The organism is Longimycelium tulufanense, from assembly GCF_014645795.1.
In the GTDB taxonomy this organism is placed as follows: Bacteria; Actinomycetota; Actinomycetes; order Mycobacteriales; family Pseudonocardiaceae; genus Longimycelium; species Longimycelium tulufanense.
This window is the reverse complement of the sequence record NZ_BMMK01000034.1, coordinates 1-21,842: the sequence shown is the minus strand read 5'-3', so window position 1 is coordinate 21,842 and position 21,842 is coordinate 1. Positions and strand designations below refer to the sequence as shown.

General features: G+C 69.2%; 4 protein-coding genes and 3 pseudogenes. 1 reads left to right on the top strand and 6 read right to left on the bottom strand.

The features are described 5' to 3' along the window. Positions 1–14 precede the first annotated feature (14 nt). From IEY55_RS25510 to IEY55_RS25490, 6 genes and pseudogenes are all read right to left on the bottom strand, one after another. A pseudogene (locus tag IEY55_RS25510) lies at positions 15–10,082 on the bottom strand (type I polyketide synthase); the annotation flags it as partial. Between the two features lie 130 nt (positions 10,083–10,212). After that, entirely contained in the window at positions 10,213–16,920 is a 6,708-nt protein-coding gene (locus tag IEY55_RS25505; RefSeq protein ID WP_444543299.1) for an SDR family NAD(P)-dependent oxidoreductase, read from the bottom strand. A gap of 57 nt (positions 16,921–16,977) precedes the next feature. Beyond that, positions 16,978–18,816: pseudogene (locus IEY55_RS33250) on the bottom strand (acyltransferase domain-containing protein); the annotation flags it as partial. A 274-nt stretch (positions 18,817–19,090) separates the two neighbouring features. Next, on the bottom strand, positions 19,091–20,413 hold the full coding sequence (locus IEY55_RS25500; protein ID WP_229686754.1) for a condensation domain-containing protein: 1,323 nt from the start codon (positions 20,411–20,413) through the stop codon (positions 19,091–19,093). A 41-nt stretch (positions 20,414–20,454) separates the two neighbouring features. Next, a pseudogene (locus tag IEY55_RS25495) lies at positions 20,455–20,697 on the bottom strand (methionine adenosyltransferase domain-containing protein); the annotation flags it as partial. A 70-nt stretch (positions 20,698–20,767) separates the two neighbouring features. Continuing rightward, positions 20,768–20,983, bottom strand: a complete 216-nt coding sequence (locus tag IEY55_RS25490; protein WP_229686753.1) for a DUF5988 family protein — start codon at positions 20,981–20,983, stop codon at positions 20,768–20,770. Positions 20,984–21,319: 336 nt separating this feature from the next. On the opposite strand from IEY55_RS25490, the gene IEY55_RS25485 reads away from it, so the two are divergent. Further along, positions 21,320–21,547, top strand: a complete 228-nt coding sequence (locus IEY55_RS25485; RefSeq protein WP_189061088.1) for a hypothetical protein — start codon at positions 21,320–21,322, stop codon at positions 21,545–21,547. Positions 21,548–21,842 lie beyond the last annotated feature (295 nt).

The following is a 21,842-nucleotide window of genomic DNA, read 5'->3' as shown; positions in this document are numbered from 1 at the left end:
GTAGCGCGTGGGCGCTACGTCGTCAGGTCGCCGAACTCCTGGTCGATGTACTCGAGCACCTCGTCCACGGTGGCGCTGTCGAGTGCGTCCTCCGCCGCGTCGTGACCGGGAACGTCCTCGAGCCGACCGAGGATTCGGCGCAGGCGTCGCACGACCTCGTCCCAACCGGGTTCGTCGAAGCCGAGCGTCTCCACGGTCGTCTCGAGGCGCTCAAGCTCCTGGACGGCGCGCTCTGTAAGGGTCTGCTTGTCCGGAAGGGCGAGCCGCAGCAGGTAATCCGCGAGCTCGGCAGGTGTCGGGTGGTCGAAGACCAGCGTGGCCGACATCGACAGCGCGGTCGACTCCCGCAGGTGGTTGCGCAGTTCCACGGCGGTGAGCGAGTCGAACCCCAGCTCCTTGAACGGCTGCTCGGGGTCGACGGAGTCCCCCGTGCCGTGGCCAAGGACGAAGGCGGTCTCCTCGCGCACGAGGTTGAGCACCATTCCGTGCCGCTCCGTTGGCGACATCTCCGCAAGACGCTGCGCGAGTGACGGCACAACGCTTCCGTTTGCTGCGGCGGCTTTCCGCGGCGAGCGGACCAGCGACCGCAACAGCAAGGGCATCGATTGCGCCGAAACCCGCGACCGCAGCGCCGCCAGGTCCAGTCGGGCGGGCACAAGTACGGCGTGGTCCATGCGCAGCGCGGTGTCGAACAAGGCGAGGGCCGCAGTGTTGGCCAGTGCGGCGATGCCGGCCCGACGCATCCGTTCCCGGTCCCGTTCCACCAGTTGGTCGGTGATACCGCTGGTTTCCGCCCACAGGCCCCAGGCGAGCGAGACCGCGGGCAGGCCGTGCGCTCGCCGTTGCTCGGCGAGGGCGTCCAGGAAGGCGTTCGCCGCCGCATAGTTGCCCTGTCCCGCGCCACCCAAGACCCCGGCAGCGGAGGAGAACAGCACGAACATGCGGAGGTCGAGGTGGCTGGTCAGTTGGTGGAGATTCCAGGCACCATCCACTTTGGGCCGCAGAACCCGGTCCAACCGGTCGGGGTCGAGGGTGGACACGACCGCGTCGTCGGTCAGGCCGGCGGCGTGCACGAGACCGGCCAGGCGACGCTCCTGGGAGATGGTGGCAAGCAGGTCCGCCACCGCGCGCTCGTCCGTGACGTCGCAGGCAGCCACTCGCAGGTCGGCGCCCAACTCCGCCAGCTCGGTGCGCAGCCGCGCGAGATCGGAAGTCTCGTCCCCCCTCCGACCGGCGAGGACGACGTGCCCCAGGCCATGTTCGGTGACCAAGTGCCGCGCGAGCAGACGGCCCAGAGTGCCGGTGCCGCCGAAGACCAAGACCGTCTCGTCGGAGGTGAAACGGAGCCCCGGCGCGAGATCGGTGTAGTCGGCCCGAACCAGCCGTCGCGCGACCGGCCCGCCCTCATGGAACGCGATCTCGGGCTCACCGCTGGCGAGCGCCCTGGTTAGCAGGTCGCTGCCCACGTCCGGCCGGTCCAGCTCGACCAAGACGACGCGGTCGGGGTGCTCGGTCTGCGCCGAGCGAACCAGACCCCGCACGGTCGCCTGCGCCAGCTGCGCCGCGGCCGGGACCGCAGCCGCGTTCCGGACCGCCACCACAAGGGTGGTCGTGGCCCAGCGGTCATTGGCGAGCCAGGTTTGGAGCAGATCAAGAGCCCACCTCGCGGCTCGGTGCACGGCGACGGTAGGGCTCACCTCGACGTCCACCGGGCAGTGTGCCAAGACCACGTCGGGGTCGAGCTCGGCGCCGGTGTCCAACGCGGCGCTGAGCTGACCGAGATCACGGTATCGTTCATCGCCACCACCAAGGACGAGCAAGGAGTCGCCCACCCGCCGCCGGTTGTCGTCCGCGATCGGAACCCAGTCGACCCGGAACAGGGAGTCGCGGGGCAGGGCGGCGTCGTCGGGGCCGAGCTGCTTGACTGTGCGCAGCACCAGCGACTCCACGGAGACCACGGGGGTTCCTGACGAGTCTGCCGCGTCGAGCGTGAAAGCATCCGGTCCTGTTCGGGTGAGTCGTACCCGCAGATGGGTAGCGCCCGTCGCGCAAAGCGACACCCCGCTCCACGAGAAGGGCAACCTAACCACCTGACTGGTCTCGGGATCGGCGAGGGCGTGGAGTGCCGCGTCAAGCAGAGCCGGGTGGATGCCGTACGTGCCCGCCTCAGCGGTGACCGGTTCCGGAAGGACCACCTCGGCGAAGATCTCGTCGTCACGACGCCAAACTGCCCGCAGGCCACGGAACGTCTGCCCGTAGTCCACACCGGAATCCGCGAGCCACTCGTAATGGCCGTCGAGGTCGCTCACCTCGACGTCTGACGGTGGCCACGTGGCGAGGTCGAACGTCGGACGCTTGCCGGAAACACTCAATGTTCCCGTGACGTGCCGTGTCCATTCCTGGCTTCCGGAGGACACAGGTCGCGAGTACACCCGCACCGTGCGGTTGCCCGCAGGGTCGGGTGGCTCGACACGAAGCTGTACCTGGATCCCGCCTTGCTCGGGCAGCACGAGAGGTGCCTCGAGGGTGAGCTCCGGCAGGACCTCGCAGTCGACCTGCTCACCCGCCCACAGCACGAGGTCGACGAGGGCAGTTCCCGGCACGACGATCTTCCCCAGGATGACGTGGTCGGCGAGCCAGGACGCGGTGTCGACCGACAGCTGCCCGGACAGCACCAGCACGTCGGACTCCGGAAGGGGCACGATGGCTCCCAACAGCGGATGGTCAGCGGCGTCCGTGTCCGTGGTGACTCCGGTCGTGCGGGAAACCTGCTCGATCCAGTGCCGCTGCCGCTGGAACGGGTAAGTGGGCAAGTCGACCCGCCGACAGTTGCGGTGCGCGAACAAGGCTTTCCAGTCGACCTGAACACCATTGACATGAATACCGGCGATGGCGGTGAGGGCGCTTCGGGTGTCCTCACGGTCGGACCGCAACATCGACACGACGGTCAGGTCGCTGTCGTTCGGCAGGCAATCCTGGGCCATCGCGGACAGCACGCCGTCCACGCCCAGCTCCACCATGCTCCTGACACCCTGCCCGTGCAGGAAGCGTACGCCCTCGCCGAACCGCACCGGCTGCCGCACGTGACGCACCCAGTACTCCGGCGCACAGATTTCCTCCGCCGAAACGGCTTCACCGGTCAGATTCGACACGATCGGGATCGCGGGTGGTGCGAACGACACGCCCTCGGCGACCCGCACGAACTCCGCCAACATCGGCTCCATCAACGGCGAGTGGAACGCGTGACTGACCCGCAACCGTTTCGTCTTCCGGCCCTGCTCGTGCAGTTTCGCGGCGACCTCTGCAACGGCGGGCGCAGCCCCGGACAGCACGGTGGCCCAGGGGCCGTTTACCGCCGCGATGCTCATCTCGTCCTCGTGGCCCTCAAGAAGAGGAATCACCTCGTCCTCGCTGGCCTGCACGGCCACCATAGCGCCACCGGAGCGAAGAGTCTGCATCAACCGACCCCGCGCCGCCACCAAGGCGCACGCATCCTCCAGCGAAAACACACCCGCCACATGCGCCGCCGCCAGCTCCCCAACGGAGTGCCCAATCAAGAAGTCCGGCCGGACCCCCCACGACTCCATCAACCGGAACAACCCCACCTCAACGGCAAACAACGCCACCTGCGTGAACGCCGTCTCATCCAGCAAGCACGCCTCGGTCGTGTCCTTTGCCGCGAACAACACCTCGCGCAACGGCCGGTCGAGCAACGGGTCCACCTGCTCGCACACCGCGTCGACCACATCGGCGAAAACCGGCCACGCCTCATACAAGCCACGCGCCATCCCCACCCGCTGGCTACCCTGGCCAGGAAACAAGAACGCGAGTCGACTGTTTCGCCGTTGCGTCCCGTGAACGAGGCCTGGCGCAGGGCGGTCGTCGCCGAGAGCGTCCAGGCCTTGGACGAGTTCGCTACGGTCGTCACCAACGACCACTGCCCGGTGTTCCAACGCAGCTCGCGTCGTCACCAACGAGTACGCGACGTCGTCGGGTGCGAGCTCGTGATGATTCTCAACATGCTCGCGCAACCGCTGGGCTTGGGCGCGCAGCGCCTCAGCGCTCTTGGCGGACAGTAGCCACGGCACGGCAACAGCATCGTCATGCGACGTGACACGAACGTCCGCGTCACCCCAAACCGCGGACTTGTCGGTCTCGGCCTGCGGCAGGCTCGACGGAGCTTGTTCCAAAATGACGTGGGCGTTGGTGCCGCTGATGCCGAACGAGGACACCCCGGCCCGGCGTGGCCGCCCCGTGTCTGGCCACGGACGCGCCTCGGTCAGCAGTCCCACTGCTCCTGCGGACCAGTCAACGTGTGGCGTGGGCTCGTCCACGTGCAACGTCTGCGGCAACACCCCGTTCCGTATCGCCAGCACCATCTTCATGACGCCAGCGATTCCTGCAGCCGCCTGCGTATGACCGATGTTCGACTTCAAAGCCCCCAGCCACAGCGGCCGATCCGCTGGACGATCCTGCCCATAAGTCGCCAGAAGGGCTTGTACCTCAATAGGGTCACCCAACGTGGTACCGGTGCCATGCGCCTCCACAGAGTCCACATCAGACGGTTTCAACCCCACGTTCGCCAACGCCTGTCGGATCACGCGTTCCTGTGAGGGACCGTTGGGCGCGGTCAACCCGTTGGACGCACCATCCTGGTTGGTTGCGGATCCCCTAAGGACCGCCAACACCCCGCGCCCGTTACGGCGGGCGTCGGACAACCGCTCCAACAACACCACACCAACGCCCTCGGCCCACGCGGTGCCGTCCGCGGCCGCAGCGAACGCCTTACACCGACCATCCGGTGCCAGCCCACGCTGCCGACTGAACTCCACGAAGACGTCCGGATTGGCCATGACGGTGGCACCCCCGGCCAGAGCCAGGTCGCACTCGCCGTTCCGCAACGCCTGCGCGGCCATATGCAGCGCCACCAACGACGAAGAACACGCCGTGTCCACCGTGACCGCAGGGCCTTCCAAACCGAACGTGTAGGCGACCCGACCCGAGATCACGCTGGTCGCGTTTCCCGTCAACAAATAGCCCTGGGCCTCCTCGGGGACCTCCGTCAGCCGCGGGCCGTAGTCCTGGGCGGCGGCGCCCACGAACACGCCGGCCCGAGAACCACGCAGCGAGGTCGGATCGATACCAGCCCGTTCGAAAGCCTCCCACGACACCTCCAGGACCAACCGCTGCTGCGGATCCATCGCCGCCGCCTCGCGCGGGCTGATCCCGAAGAGCGTGGCGTCGAACTGGTCTGCGTCGTGCAGGAAGCCTCCGCTGTGGGTGTAGGACCGGCCAGGACCTCCGTCCGGGTCGTAGAGTGCGTCGACGTCCCACCCGCGGTTCACTGGCAGGTCGGTGATGGCGTCGCGGCCTTCGGCGACCAGGCGCCACAGCTGCTCGGGCGACGCCACCCCACCCGGCAACCGGCAGGACATGGCCACGATCGCGACCGGATCGTCCAGCGCGGCCGTGGTCGGCGCGGGCCGGTCATGCTCCTCCGCCGAGCCGAGGAGCCGACGACGGAGGTGCGCCGCGACCGCTCTCGGTGTCGGGTGGTCGTACAGCAGGGAGACCGGGAGCCGGAGGCCGGTCGCGGCGTTGAGCTGGTTGCGCAGCTCCACGCTGGCGAGGGAGTCGTACCCAAGGTCCTTGAAGTTCCGGGTCGGGGACACCGCCTCCACGGTGCGCCCGACCACGCTGGCCGCGGTCGCGCGCACCATGTCCAGCAAGGTACGTTCCCGGTCGGCTGTCGGCAGCGCGGCCAGCTGGCGGGCGAACGAGCCCGGCTCGACGTGCTCCGGCGTGGTCGCCGTCCTCGCCTCCCTGGCCTCGGCCAGCTCGTCGAGCAGGGCCCCCCGCCGGGACGCCGGCGTGAGGGCGGGCGCGAAGCGGGTCCAGTCGACGTCGGCGACGGCCAGGAACGCGTCGCCCGCGTCGAGTGCCTGGTGGAGCACGGAGAGCGCCCGCTCGGGAGCCATCGCGCGCAGGCCCTGGTGGCGCAGCCGGTCCGCCTCGACCCGGCTGGCCATCCCGCCACCGTGCCACGCCCCCCACGCGATCGCGGTCGCGGAAAGGCCCTGGGCCCGGCGGTGCTCGGCGAGGGCGTCCAGGAACGCGTTCGCCGCCGCGTAGGCGCCCTGGCCCGCGTTCCCCACCACACCACTCAGCGAGGAGAAGAGCACGAACGCGTCGAGCTGGAGATGGTGGGTGAGCTGGTGCAGGTTCCAGGCGGCGTCCACCTTGGGCCGCAACATCGCGTGCATTCGATCCGGGGTCAACGCGGAGATCACTCCGTCATCCAGCACACCCGCCGCGTGCACCACCGCGGTGAGTGGCAAGTCCTCCGGCAGCGCGTCCATCAGGGCGCGTAGCGCCTCGCGATCGGCGGCGTCACACGACGCCACGGTGACGTCCACGCCCAGACCGGTCAGCTCGGCCTCCAGCTCGACGGCTCCCTCGGCCTCCCGACCGCGTCGGCTGGTCAGCACGAGATGCTCAGCGCCATGACGGGCCAACCAACGGGCGACATGCGCGCCCAGCGCGCCGGTACCGCCGGTGACCAGCACGGTGCCGCGCGGCGTCCACGCCCCGGGAGCCGAGCCGTTCCAGGGGGCGCGCACCAGACGCCGGCCCCACACACGGGTCGAGCGGATCGCGACCTGGTCCTCGCCGACCCCAGCCAACACCGTGCACAGGTTCGTCGTTGAGACCGCGTCTGGCAGTGCTGGGACGTCCACCACGCCGCCCCAGCGTTCCGGGTGTTCCAGCGCCACGACCCGACCGAGACCCCACACCAGGGCCTGCGTCGGGTTGTCCGGCCCGTTCTCGGGTCCGGGGGGGACCACGGTGACCGCGCCGTTGGTCAGGCACCACACGGGAGCGTCGATGTCGAGGTCGCCCAAGACTTGGACCAACGCCACCGTGGAGAGCAGTCCTTCTGGGCCACCTCCGTGCGCCTCGGCGGTGTCCTCCCGCATCGCGAGCAGCGACAGCACTCCAGCCACTGGCTGGTCGTCCGGAAGCGCAGTCATCAGCTCGGTGCGAACCTCGTGTCGATCTACTGCGGAGAGTCGGAAGGGGACGACACGAGCACCGCACCGAGTCAGCGCTTCAGTCGACGCGGTCACCCACGCCTCGCTGCTCGCACCGGCTGGGGCCACCACGAGCCACGCTCCGTCCAGTCTGGAGCGTTTCTCCGGGAGAGTAACCGGCCGCCAGGAAACGCGGTAGCGCCAGCTGATGACGGCGGACTGCTCCTGCTGGCGCTGACGCCACGCACGCAGTGCCGGGACCACGGCCCCCAGAGCGGGCTCACGCTCCCCCGTCACGCCCAGAGTATCGGCGAGTTCATGAAGGTCCTGTCGCTCCACCAACCCCCAGAACCGATCATCAGCGGGGTCACGCTTGGTGGACCCGTCCGGCTCCGCGCCCTGCAGCCAGTACCGCTGTCGCTGGAAGGGATACGTCGGGAGGGGCGCCTTGTGGCAGTCGCGCCCGGCGAACACCGCCGCCCAGTCCACTGGCAGCCCCTGGACATGCCGCCCCGCGAGTGCGGTGAGTACGCTTCGGGTATCGTCACGACCTGACCGCAACATCGACACGACGGTCACGTCGCTGTCGTTCGGCAGGCAATCCTGGGCCATCGCGGACAGCACGCCGTCCACGCCCAGCTCCACCATGCTCGTGACGCCCTGCTCGTGCAGGTAGCGCACGCCGTGGCCGAACCGCACCGCCTGTCGGACGTGCCGCACCCAGTACGCGGGGTCACACATCTCCGACGGGTTCGCGAGTCGTCCGGTCAGGTTCGAGACGATCGGAATCCTCGGCGGCGTGAAGGAAACGTTCTCGGCGACGCACGCGAAGTCCGCCAGCATCGGCTCCATCAACGGCGAGTGAAACGCGTGGCTGACCCGTAGCCGCTTGGTCTTCCGGTCCTGTTCGCGAAGTCTCTCGGCGATCTCCAGGACAGCTGGTTCGGCTCCCGAGAGGACGGTCGCCAGGGGGCCGTTGACCGCGGCGATCCCCACCTCCTCACGCTGGTCTCCCAGCAACGCGGCGACTTCGTCCTCACTGGCCTGCACGGCCACCATCGCGCCGCCGGAGGGAACGGCCTGCATCAACCGCCCGCGAGTCGCGACCAGGGCACACGCGTCCTCCAGCGACAACACCCCGGCGACGTGTGCCGCAGCCAGCTCTCCGACAGAGTGTCCGATCAGGAAGTCCGGCCGGATCGACCACGACTCCAACAGCCGGAACAACCCCACCTCAACCGCGAACAACGCCACCTGCGTGAACGCCGTCTGGTCCAGCAGACCGGCCTCGTGCGAGCCTTCTGGCGCGAACATCACCTCACGCAGCGGCCGGTCCAGCACCGCGTCAACCTGTTCGCACACGGCGTCGACCACGTCGGCGAACACGGGCCATGACTCGTACAGTTGATGGGTCATCCCCGCGCGTTGGCTTCCCTGGCCGGGGAACAGGAACGCGGTCTTTCCCGGTTCCCCCGCGACACCCCAGACGAGCCCCGGGTGCGGCTCGCCCGCTGCCAACGCGCGCAGGCCCTCCGTCAGTTCCTCGGGGCCGTCACCGAGGACGACGGCTCGGTGCTCCAGGGTCGCCCGTGTCGTCGCCAGGGAGTAGGCGACGTCCGCCGCGCGAAGCTCCGGTCGGGAGGTGAGGTGTCCCTCGAACCGGGCTGCCTGGGCGCGCAGGGCATCCGCAGTGCGGGCCGACAGCACGAGGGGCAGCACCGGCAGCAGCGGGCGATGCTCGTCGGCGTCCCGGGCGACCGGGGTAGGGTCGGGCGCCTGCTCGAGGATCACGTGGGCGTTGGTGCCGCTGAAACCGAACGACGACACCCCGACGCGCCACGGGCGACCCGCGTCCGGCCACTCGCGAGTCTCCGTCAGCAGTTCCACCGCGCCGGACGACCAGTCCACGTGCGATGTCGGTGCGTCCACGTGCAAGGTCCGCGGCAACAGCCCGTTGCGCATCGCCATGACCATCTTCATGACTCCCGCGAGCCCCGCAGCGGCCTGGGTGTGCCCGATGTTGGACTTCAACGCCCCCAGCCACAACGGCAGATCCGCCGGCCGGTCCTGGCCATAGGTCGCCAGTATCGCCTGCGCCTCAATGGGATCACCCAGCTTGGTGCCGGTCCCGTGTGCCTCCACCGCATCCACATCGGACGATTTCAAGCCGGCGTTTGCCAGGGCAGCGCGGATGACCCGCTGTTGTGATGGTCCATTGGGCGCGGTCAGGCCGTTGGACGCCCCGTCCTGGTTCACCGCCGAACCACGGATGACCGCCAACACCTCGTGCCCGTGACGACGGGCATCGGACAACCGCTCCACCAACACCACGCCGAGGCCCTCGGCGAGACCAGTTCCGTCCGCCTGATCCGCGAACGCCTTGCATCGGCCGTCCCGGGCCAGCCCCCGTTGACGGCTGAACTCCACCAACGTGTGTGGGGTGGACATCACGGTCACTCCGCCGGCCAGCGCCAGGGAGCACTCGCCATTGCGCAACGCCTGCACCGCCAGGTGCAGGGCCACCAGGGACGACGAACACGCCGTGTCCACCGTGGCCGCGGGACCCTCGAAGCCGAAAGTGTAGGCCACACGGCCCGACGCGACGCTCCCCGCGCCACCCGTGCCGAGATAACCCTCCAGCTGTTCCGGTGGCAGCGGGCGTCGACTGTAGTCCTCCACCATCATCCCGGTGAAGACACCCGTGTCACTTCCCTTAAGGGAGGCGGGACTGATGCCGGCGCGTTCGAGCACCTCCCAGGACGCCTCCAGGAGCAACCGCTGCTGCGGATCCATCGCCGCCGCCTCACGGGGGCTGATCCCGAAGAGGCCGGCATCGAACTCCACCGCGTCGTAGAGGAAGCCACCGGTCCGCACGTAGCAGGTACCCGAGCGGTCCGGGTCCGGGTCGTACAGCCGTTCCAGGTCCCACCCGCGGTCGGTGGGGAAGCCAGAGATGGCATCCTCTCCCTCGGCCACTAGCCGCCACAGGTCCTCCGGCGACCCGACGCCGCCCGGGAACCGGCACGCCATCCCCACAATGGCGATGGGTTCGGTGCGCTGCTGCCGTTCTTCGTACAGCCGCTGTCGGACCTCGCGCGCGTCGGCGATGGAGCGCTTGAGGTACTCGCGGAGGGTCTTTTCGTCGGTCATGCGTCCTAACTCCCCAGGGGTCAAGCGGGCCTCAGCCCTGCTCATCGATGAGGGCGAACAACTCCTCGTCGGTGGCGGTGTCGAGGTCCGTCAGCAGCGCGGCGGGCGGGGCGTCGCCGGCAGGATCGGGGCGCGCCGGGTCACACAGCTCGAGCAGCTCTCGCACGCGGACGCCGATGCGGGCCAGGTCGTCGGGCCGCTGCCCACCGGCGCTAAGCCGCCGGCGCAGCCGGTCGAGGTCACTGAGCAGGTCGGCGGCGCCGTCAGCCGCAAGCTCCGTGGCGAAGCCGAGCTGCTCGAGCAGGTGTTCGGCCAGCTCGCCGGGAGTGGGGAAGTCGAAGACGACCGTGGTGGCAAGCCGGAGCCCGGTGAGGCCGTTGAGCCGGTTGCGTAGCTCCATCGCGGTGAGCGAGTCGAAGCCCAGCTCCTTGAACGCCCTGTCACGACCCACCGCGGTGGGAATATCGTGTCCGAGGACGGCGGCGACCTCGCCGCGCACCACGTCGGCCAGGACCCGGTCCCGGTCGCCCGCAGGCGCCTCGGCCAGGCAGCGTGCCAACGAACTGCTGTTCGGCACGACGTCGGAGCTGGCAGGTCGCCGCCGTGGCGGGGTCCGCACCAGGCCGCGCAGCAGCGCGGGCAGGTCGTCGCCGCGGCCACGCAGGGCGGCGATGTCGATCCGGGCAAGCACGGCAGTGGGCAAGGCCATTGCAGGTGCCTGGTCGAACAGGGTCATACCCTGCGCCGACGGCAGCGGGGCGAGCCCGTCGCGGGCCATGCGACGCACATCGACGTCGGATAGATGGCCGGTCATGCCGGTCGATTCGGCCCAGAACCCCCAGGCCAGGGACAGGCCAGGGAGACCCAGAGCCCGCCGGTGCCGGGCGAGCGCGTCGAGGAAGGCGTTCGCGGCGGCGTAGTTGGCCTGGCCGGCGGTCCCGAACACCCCCGCGTACGACGAGTAGAGGATGAACGTGGACAGGTTGAGATCGACGGTGAGCTCGTGCAGGTTCCAAGCCGCGTCGACCTTTGGCGAGAACACGGTGTCGACCTGCTCGGCGGTCAGGTTGGTCACCACGGCGTCGTCGAGCACGCCCGCGGTGTGGATGACACCGGTGAGTGGTCGGTCGGCCGGAATGTCCGCCAGCACCCTAACTAGCGCGGCACGGTTGGCGACGTCGCAGGCGACGATGTCGACGTTTGCGCCGAGCCCAGCCAGTTCGGCACGCAGCTCAGCGGCGGCCGGCGCGTTCAGGCCACGACGGCTGACAAGCAGCAGGTTGCGCACGCCGCGCGTCTCGACCAGGTAGCGGGCGACCAGCGCCCCGAGCCCACCGGTGCCGCCGGTGACGATCACGGTCCCGTGCTCGGACGGGGTCGGGATGGTCAGCACGAGCTTGCCGACATGCCGGGCCTGCGACAGGTACCGGAACGCCTCGGGGGCCCGCCGGACATCCCAGGTGGTGATCGGCGGAAGGGTGAGCACTCCGTTGCGAAACAGCTCCAGTACCATCAGCAGCATTTCCTGAATTCGGTCCGGGTTGGCGTCCATCAGCTCAAATGGGTGGTACTCGGTGCCGTACTCCGCAGCCAGTTGCGCGGGGTCGCGCAGATCTCTCTTACCCATCTCCACGAACCGGGCCCCCGAGGACGCGAGCAGCCGCAGCGAGCCGTCGAGGAACTCCATTGCCAGCGAGTTGAGCACCAGGTCGACACCGTGCCCTCCGCTCGTCACGCGGAACTTATCGACGAACTCGAGCGTCCGCGACGACGCGATGTGGTCGTCGTCGATGCCGCACTGGCGCAGAACATCCCACTTGCCTGGGCTCGCCGTCGCGAACACCTCACCCCCGAGATGACGCACGAGCTGTAAGGCAGCCAGGCCGACGCCACCGGTGGCGGCGTGGACGAGTACCTTGTCCCCGGGAGCGACTCGACCGAGGTCAACCAGCCCGTAGTACGCCGTCAGGTACACCACCGGCACGGCCGCTGCCTGCGCGAAGGTCCACTGCGGCGGCATCGGGGCGAGCAGCCGCCGGTCGGTGATGGTTACCGGGGCGAACCCGCCGGTGAGCAAGCCGAATACGCGGTCGCCAGGAGCCAGGTCGGCGACATCGGGCCCGGTTTCCAGCACGACACCCGCACCCTCGACGCCGGGCAGCGCCTGCTCGTCGGGGTACATGCCCAGGGCGATGAGCACGTCACGGAAGTTCATACCCGCAGCGCGGACCGCAATCCGCACCTGGCCTGGCCCCAGTGGTGCGGTGACCTCCGGGTTGGGCAGCACGGCCAGGTTGTCGAGCGTGCCGCGGGCGGTCAACCCTATCCGCCACGCCTCGTCAGACGGCAGCGTGAGCAGCCCCCTCGCGGCCAGGTCCAGGCGCGGCGCGAACACCTCGCCCCTACGGATCGCCAGCTGCGGTTCGCCGGTGGCGATGGCGGCGGCCACCGCCTCCCGCGAGCACGGGTCGGCGTCGATATCGACGAGGATGACCCGACCGGGGTGCTCGGTCTGCGCGCTGCGCACCAGGCCCCACACCGCAGCGGCGGCGAGGTTCGGCTGCCGTGCCCCGGTATCCACCGCGACCGCGTTCCGGGTGAGCACGACCAGCGTGGTGTCTGTGCCCGCGGCGAGATGGTCCTGGACAAGCCGCAGCGCGTCGCGGGTGGCGGCGCGGACGGCGGCGGGAATGTCGCCCTCCGCCGGAGTGGACAGCTCGACCACCTCGAGCGGCGCGGCCGTCGCCTCGTCCGGGGTGGGGACGGACACCCAGTGCACGTGCAGGAGCGCGTCGTCGTTGGTGTCCCCGAGAGCGCGCAACGCCTCGGCGGCGAGCGGGCGCAGGGTCAGGGCCTCGACCGCGGCGACCGGGGCGCCGGTGCCGTCGGCGACGGTGAGAGCGGCGACGCCCTCACCGGTCAGGGTGATCCGCACGCGCAGGACCGTCGCCTCGCTGGCGAACACCCGCGCCCGGGACCAGTCGAACGGCAGCACCAGGGGGCCGTCGTCACCGACAACACCGGGCAGCAGCGGGTGCAGCGCGGCGTCGAGCAGAGCGGGGTGCAGGGTGAACGCTGCGGCTTCGCCGTGCTGCTCCTCGGCGAGGGTGACCTCGGCGTAGATGTCGTTGTCCTGCCGCCAGACCCGGCGCAGGCCCTGGAACGCCGGGCCGTAGCCGTAGCCTCGGGCTCCGAGGCGCTCGTAAAGCCCGGCGAGATCGACCTCGTCTGCGGTGGGAGGCCACACGGTCAGCAGCCCGCCCTCCCCAGCAGTGCCCGGGGCGACCAGACCGGTGGCGTGCTCGATCCACGAGGCGGTGTCGTCACCCTCCAACCGCGAGTAGATGGTGAAGGTCCTGCGGCCAGCGTCATTCGGTTCCCCGACCGCGACCTGAATCTGGACCGCCGAGTCACCGATCATCATCGGCGACTCAAGGGTCAGCTCCTCGATCAGGTCGCATCCCACCTCGTCGCCGGCCCGCACTGCCAGCTCAAAGAACGCCGTCCCCGGCAGAATGGCTGTGCCCCCGACGGCGTGGTCAGCGAGCCAGGCGTGCGTGGCCAACGAGAGCCGACCGGTCAGCACCACCTCACCATCAGGAAGGTGGACCACCGCCCCGAGGAGCGGGTGGTCGACGCCGTCGAGCCCGGCCGCGCCGACGTCGCCGCCTTTCTGGGCGCGCTCCAACCAGAAGCGACGACGGTGGAAGGCGTAGGTGGGCAGGTCCACTTTGCGTCCGCCCGCGAGTGCGGGGCGCCAGTCGACCTCGACCCCGCGGACGTGTGCCTCAGCCAACGACGTTAGGAACCGCTCGGGTCCGCCATCGTCGCGTCGCAGCGAGGCGAGTACGACGGCGTCCACCCCTGCGGTCTCCGCCGTCTCCTGAATGCCCGTCACCAGCACCGGGTGGGGGGACACCTCGACGAAGGTCCGATACCCGCGAGCCAGCAGTTCCCGAACCGCAGGCTCGAACCGGACCGTCTCGCGCAGGTTCCGGTACCAGTACGGCGTGTCCAGGGCCGTGGCGTCGAGGGGGCCTCCAGTCACCGTCGAGTAGAAGGTGACCGACGAAACCTTCGGGGCGATCCCACCCAACGCTGCCACGAGGTCGGTGGCCAACGCCTCAACCTGTCGGGTGTGGGAGGGGTAATCTACGGCGATCCGGCGCGCCCACACCCCTTCGCCCTCGCAGCGGACCAAGAGCTCGTCCAGTGCCGTGGATTCACCGGAGACCACGACGGACGAGGGGGCGTTCACGGCGGCGACGAAGAGTCGGTCTGCCCAGGCGTCGAGCAGTTCGTGGACCCGGGCGAGGGGCGCCGCCACCGACACCATGCCCCCGGCGCCCGACAATCGCTGGGCCACAAACCGGGACCGCACCGCCACAACTTGGGCTCCCTCGGCCAGGGACAGGGCGCCAGCGACGCACGCCGCGGCGACCTCGCCCTGGGAGTGCCCGACCACGGCGGCGGGCTCCACGCCGTGGGAGCGCCACAGCTGCGCGAGCGAGACCATCACCGCCCACAGCACGGGCTGCACGACGTCCACACGGCCCCAGCGGGGGTCGTCGGCCAGGGCGAACACCACGTCCCGTAGCGACCAGTCCACGTACGGCTCCAGTGCCTCGGCGCAGGACCGCATCGCCGCAGCGAAGACCGGCCAGGACTCCCACAGGTCCTGGGCCATTCCCGCCCACTGCGAGCCCTGGCCTGGGAACACGAACACCGTCCGGCCGGGCTTCGCCACCGCGCCCTCGACGAGGCCGGGAACCTCGCGGCCCTCGGCCAGCGCTGTGACGCTGTCGAGCAGGGACTCCCGGCCCCGGTCGACAATCGCCGCCCGATGTTCCAACGTGGCGCGGGTGGTCGCCAGTGAGTAGGCGACATGCAGGGTCGACAGGTCGGGGTGGGCGTCGAGGTGTTCCCGGAGCCGCGTGGCCTGGGACCGCAGGGCCGCCGCGCTTCTGGCTGAGAGCAGCCACGGCACCACGGGTGTCGGCGTCGTCTCCTCGACGACAGGCCCGTCGGACACGCCTGCGGACGAGGGGGCGTCCTCATCCGGTGGCGGGAGGGTGGGTGCGGACTGTTCCAGGATGAGGTGGGCGTTGGTGCCGCTGATGCCGAACGACGACACCCCGGCGCGGCGGGGACGTCCCTTCTCCGGCCAACGGCGCGCCTCGGTCAGCAGCTGGACCGCGCCCGATGACCAGTCGACATGGGGGGTCGGCACGTCCACGTGCAACGTCCGTGGCAGGAGGCCATGCCGCATCGCCAACACCATCTTGATCACACCCATGACGCCCGCGGCGGCCTGGGTGTGGCCGATGTTCGACTTCAAGGACCCCAACCACAGCGGATCGTCGACGGCGCGGCCCTGGCCGTAGGTCGCCAGGATCGCCTGCGCCTCGATGGGATCACCCAGCGTGGTTCCGGTGCCGTGCGCCTCGACCACGTCCACGTCGGAGGGGGTCAGGCCGGCGTTGGCGAGTGCCTGGCGGATCACCCGCTGCTGCGCCGGGCCGTTCGGGGCGGTCAGGCCGTTGGACGCCCCGTCCTGGTTCACCGCCGAACCACGGATGACCGCCAACACCTCGTGCCCGTGACGACGGGCATCGGACAACCGCTCCACCAACACCACGCCCACGGCTTCGGCCCAGCTCGTGCCGTCCGCGGCCGCGGCGAACGCCTTGCACCGACCATCCCGCGCCAGCCCGCCCTGACGGGCGAACTCGACGAACATGCCCGGCGTGGCCATCACGGTCACTCCGCCGGCCAGGGCTAGGTCGCACTCGCCGTTCCGCAGCGCCTGCGCGGCCAGGTACAGCGCCACCAGTGATGACGAACACGCCGTGTCCACCGTGACGGCGGGGCCTTCCAGGCCGAAGGTGTAGGCCACCCGGCCCGAGATCACGCTCGGGCTGTTCCCGGTCAGCAGGAGGCCCCGGACGTCGTCGGAGCCCTCACCCAGGCGCGGCCCATAGTCCTGGCTCATGGCGCCCACGAACACGCCGGTGCGGGAACCGCGCACCGAGGTGGGGTCGAACCCGGCCCGTTCGAGCACCTCCCACGACGCCTCCAGGACCAGCCGCTGCTGCGGGTCCATCGCGACCGCCTCACGTGGGCTGACCTTGAATAGCTCCGCGTCGAACTCGGCCGCGTCGTTCAGGAAGCCACCCTCGCAGGGAACGTCCACGTCCTCGACGCACCAGCCGCGATCGGTCGGGAACGCGGCGATGGTGTCCTCGGCGTTCGCGACGAGCCGCCACATCTCCTCCGGCGAGCAAGCCCCACCGGGGAGACGGCAGCTCATCGCGACAATCGCGATCGGCTCGTCGGCGCTCGGGGAAGCTGGGGGCGTCCGCTCGTTCCCGTCACCGGAACCCCGGAGGCGGTCAGCCAGGTGTTCCGCCACCGCGGACGGAGTGGGGTGGTCGAACACCAGCGTCGTGGGCAGGGACAGGCCCAGGACCTCGCTCAGGCGCCGTCGCAGTTCCACTGCCCGGGCCGAGTCGAACCCGAGTTCGGTGAAGGTGGTCGACGGTGTGATGTCCGCGGGCCCGGTTTGGCCGAGGACCATGGCGACCTCCGTGCGCACCAGCTCTAGGAGCGCGTCGGGCGCGAGGGTGGCGAGGTCGTTCTCCGGTGTGGGCCGGTACCGCTCCTCTCGGACCGACTGCGAGGGCAGCCGGACCCGGCGCGGCTGATGTTCCGTGAAGAGCGAAGACCAACGGACGGGCACACCGCGGACGTACGCTTCCGCCGCCGAGGAGAGGAAACTGCCGACTGAGCCCTCATCGCGGCGCAGGGTGGCCAGGACGACGGCGTCAACACCCATTTCCTCGGCGGTGTCGATCACACCACCGGTCAACAGGGGATGCGGGCTCACCTCGACGAACGCGCGGTGCCCAGCGGCCAGCAACTCTCGCACTGACTGGTAGAACAGCACCGGCTCGCGTTCGTTGTGCCAGTAGTCCGCATCGAGGGTCGCGGTGTTGACGTACGCACCCCTCATGGAGGAGAAGAACGGCACTGCCGACTGGCGGGGTGTGATGGCCGCAAGCCCCTCGGCGACGTCGTTGGCGATCGCCTCGACGTGTGGAGAGTGCGAGGCGTAGTCCATCGCGACCCGCCTGGCACGGATCTCCTCCCGCCGGCAGTGGGCCAGCACCTCCGCAACGGCCTCGGCCGTGCCGGAGACAAGGACCGACGACGGGCCGTTCATCCCCGCCAACCACACCTGACCCGGCCATCGGCCCAGCAGGTTCTCGACCCACTCCGCCGGAGCCGAGACCACGGCGACACCGCCGGTGCCGGCGAGGCGTCGAGCCACCAGCCGCGAACGGAGCGCGATCACCCGCGCGGCGTCATCCACGGACAAGCCGCCGGCGACGGTCGCCGCCGCGACCTCGCCGATGCAGTGCCCGAGCACCGTGTCGGGGTGAACCCCGACGGAACGCCACAGTTCGGCCAACGACACCATCGCCGCCCACAGCACGGGTTGGATCACGTCGACCCGGTCGAGGCCGGACTCCGGACCTCGACCCCGGATGGCGTCCACGAGCGACCAGTTCACGTGTGGGGCCAGGGCATCGGCGCAGTCCTGGATGCTTCTCCGGAACACAGCTGACGTCTCCCACAGCTGTCGTCCGAGACCAACCCACTGGGATCCGTGCCCCGGAAACACGAACACCAGGTTCCGTTGTGGGAAAGCCGTCCCGCGAAGAACATGCGGTGCTGCGCGACCCGCAACAAGAGCGGTAAGGCCCGACTCGAGCGACCGGCTGTCCTGGCCAAGGACGACCGCGCGGTGCGGCAGTTCGGTGTCCACCGTGGCCAGGGAGAAGCCGATGTCGACTGGTTCGGGGGCAGACTCACAGGCCACCAGCTCAGTCAGACTGGATGCCTGGGCCCGAAGTGTCGTGACGTCGTCCGCGGAGAACACCAGCGGCACCAAGGGCAGAGCCCTCCGCGAGTTCTGGCCAATCTCCCCCGGCCACAGGTCGCCGAGGCCGGGTCCCGTCCCGGACTGGTCGAGAGCGCAACGAAGAAACTCGTACTCGATCAGGGAATCCGACGCGTCACCCTTCAGCGTTGTACCCCGGATCGTGTAGTAGATCCGGTTTCCGTCGGCGACGGCCTGGGACAAGCCCTTGAGGACGACAATGCCGCCACCCTCATCCCCCACATGCTCGTGGGCCTGTGGGTCGGGTTCGCGACCGACCACACCGGCGAGCGCGAGAACACACTCCCCCGCACGGATCTTCTGGCACGCTTCGCGGATCGCCGTGAGTGCCGAGGAACGAGCTGTGTCGAGTGTCAGGCTTGGTCCGTGGAGAGCCAAGGCGTGGGACAACCAGTTCGCGACTGACTCGTGGCCGTGGTCGCTGGGGCCCACGAAGACACCGCACGGGGTGCCTTCGAGTGAACGAGGCGGAGTACCTGCGTCTTCGAGCGCCCCCCACGCCAGTTCCAACAGGAGGCGCCGCTGCGGGCCCAGCCGCGCAGCCTCCTCCGGTGAGAGACCGATGACGCTCGCGTCGAAGGGGACACCAGCACGAGCGTCGGGCTCCCCGGACAGGCGACGGAACAGCCCGACGACCACGATCGCCTCGTCCCGCGAGTTGTCCCGCCCCATCACGTCCGTCTGGGGTTCACCCATCATTCACTCCACATCTCACACGGTTGCTGAGCGAGGTGTGCGTAGGCCGGAACCCTCGCCACACCTGCCGTTCGTCACCGTTTCCGAGCGTTCGCCAGCCTCAAATGAGGACTGGAACGTGCCGCATCCGAGCGCGCCCGCCGTTGTCACGCACTCTGGCGTGCGGAACTTGGCCCACCCATGGAACCAACTCGGTGTTATCGCACAGGAGCGCGCACCTGTTGCCCTTTCTTCTTGTAACACAACAACTTTACTGTGGACCTGTAAGCACTTCGCGGTACAGGGCAGCGAACGCCGCCGCGGTGGCGGGACCCATTCGCGCCCGGTCGTACCGAAAAGCCAAGAACAGTTCCTCGTAGGACGACGCCGCTCCGAGACAGACTGACCAGGGGTCGAGGGGCGGTGAGAACCAGGCCTCCCGGACCGCACAGGCAGCGGACCCGAAATCGGGCCAGTCCAGGGTGCCGAGGTTGGAAAGGAGGCCTGTTGGAGGTCCGAACCATAACATTCCCAGGGGTGTCACCGCCTTCTTCAGAGCAGAGGGGAACATCGCCACGGCACCGGACGGCTCCAGTGGTGATCTCCCGAAACGGTTCTCCTTGACCGGCCGCATCTGGTCGGTCACCGCCTTCGTCATTGGCTCCATGGACGCCGGCACCGTCGCTGGTAGCGAAAGGACAGCACCGGTCGCGAGGTTGCCAATCCCCTCGTACTTCTGGTCTTGCGGCCGAGCGTTGACCGCCACCATGAGGCTGACCTGCCCCATGGCGCCACCGTGATCGGCGTTCCAGTGCCGGATGGTCACGACCAGTGCCGCCGCGAGAACGTCGTTGAGCGACGTGGGCTGCCGACGACGGGCCAGGAGCGCGCGGGTCTCCTCCCGCCCGATCCGAACCAGCTCGATTCCCACTCCGTGGTCGGGGTCCCCGCTCCGCGCTCCCGCAGGATTCGTCGCCACCGGCACGCCTTTCCGCGCCCGGTATCCCTGGTTCGGCCAGCGGCCGGAGGTCCGGCGTGCCTGGGGCCTGGGAGCGTCGAACGTGGTGACGAGAGGGCCCGGGTCCGCGGCCTCGTGATAGGCGGACAGGATGGCGCGAACCAGAAGGTAGGCACTGATTCCGTCGGCCACGGCGTGCGGAAGGTTGAGCATGAGGTGATCGCCGCCGTCCCGGTGGGCCAGCGTCAGGGCGAACGGAGGAGACGCGTGGACCGACGGCGTGTCGGCGTAGCGGGCCACCCGCACCCCGTCGACCCGCGCGGCGTCTCCCCCGCACTCCACGACGTCCACGCGGGGAGGGCCGGCCTCCGCGGGAATCTCCCACTGGTGCCGCGTGGTCAGGGCGGAGCCGGGGACGAGGCGGGCCCGTGCCAGGGGATGGCGTCGCGTCACGGCGACGATCGCCTTCCGGAGCCGCTCCGGGCACAGGCGACCCGCCACCCGTACCTCGAACTGGATCCCCAGCAGGGAGGGCGCGTAGAGGAACCACTGGTCCTGGTCAGTCAGGGGTACACGGAACGCCGAGCCGTACCGCCTGTCGCCGGAGTCAGGTGTGGTCCCCGCCGTGGTCACCATCCGCTACCTCGTCTCCCGATACATTCTTGGATCGAGTTGGGTCATGTCGTCGTGTCGTTGGCGCGGGCCTGAGGAGCTACCCGCCCGCTGCGCCACGCGTCAGCGCGGTCGGTGCGTTCCCATGGCAGGTCCAGGTCCCGGATGATCGCCGCCGGACGCAGGTCGAACACCTCCGAGATGGCAGCCTGGCTCTTGGCCGGGTCCACCGTCTCGGTCCCGAACGTCTCCACGAACAACCCCACTGGCGCGGCCTTGCCGATCGCGTAGGCCACCTGCACCTCCAGTCACCGACTCACTGGTGAACAACGTGCGGTCCGAACTCCTCACGGCGATCCTCCGTCCCAACGTCGCGTCCTACTCGGCCATCTCCGTCCGCAACGTCCACTCGTAGACGGTGAGAACCCCGAACGGCGTCTCCCTGCGATGGTCCGTCGCCTCGAAATGCTCGTAGCCACCACGGAACTGGATCTTCAGCCTGCCGTCCAGAATCGGGCCCGGAACGACGCGCTTTGGCAGATCTCTCGGGCCGCCTTCCAGAATCACCATCGTCGAGGTGGTCAAGCCTGTCACCCCATCCCTCCCTCAGCTCGGAGCCGCCCTCCCGGCTCGTGGCGGTTCAACGAAGATCTGATCTGGGGAAGGAGGTTTTCCCCGCCGGGCCATCCGTTAATCGCCTGATCGACGATGGCAGGGAGTTCTTGACTGGTTCTGGGATGGTTCTTGAAAGCGGGGTCAAGGGGTCGCAGGTTCAAATCCTGTCGTCCCGACCAGCCGGAGGGTCCTCGCAGGTCAGAGCCTGTGAGGACCCTCAACCCTCCCCTTTTTTGATCTTCGCCCGCCCTTCGGAGTCAAGCACGGCGCTCATGGACTCCTTGACTCGGCGAGGTAAGGAATGCCCCTGCTGACTTGGACCGGCTCACCGCCGGGCTGGCGATGACCTGGGCCGGACTGCTCCGGGACTGGGGCCGCCATCTGCGAGCGGCGAACTACCCGGAGACCACCCACTACAACTACCTGCTCGCCGCCGCGCGGCCGGCGCGGTATCTCGCGGAGTACTCCCCCGACGCGGACGACGCCGCCGACGACCCACGAACGTCACCAAGGCCCACATCAAGTCGTTTCAGGTGTGCATGACCGAGACCCGGTCGGCTTCCACCGCGCTCAACAAACACTAGAGTTTGCGGCAGTTCTTCCGGTGACTGGCCGAGGAGGAGAGAGTCGACGAAACATGGCAATGTACGTTCACATCATCTGGCCCGCCGAATTTCTGTCGACCCTGGCATTCACCTACCTGACACGAGAACGGACTGCTCGCCACGTGAAATACCTTCAGCGAACTCGTTAATGGAATTCGATCAAGGGCTCAGAGCGTGTCTCACTTGGTAGATCGTTGAGGTGGGGTAGATGATCTCCACTCGTGGACGATCTG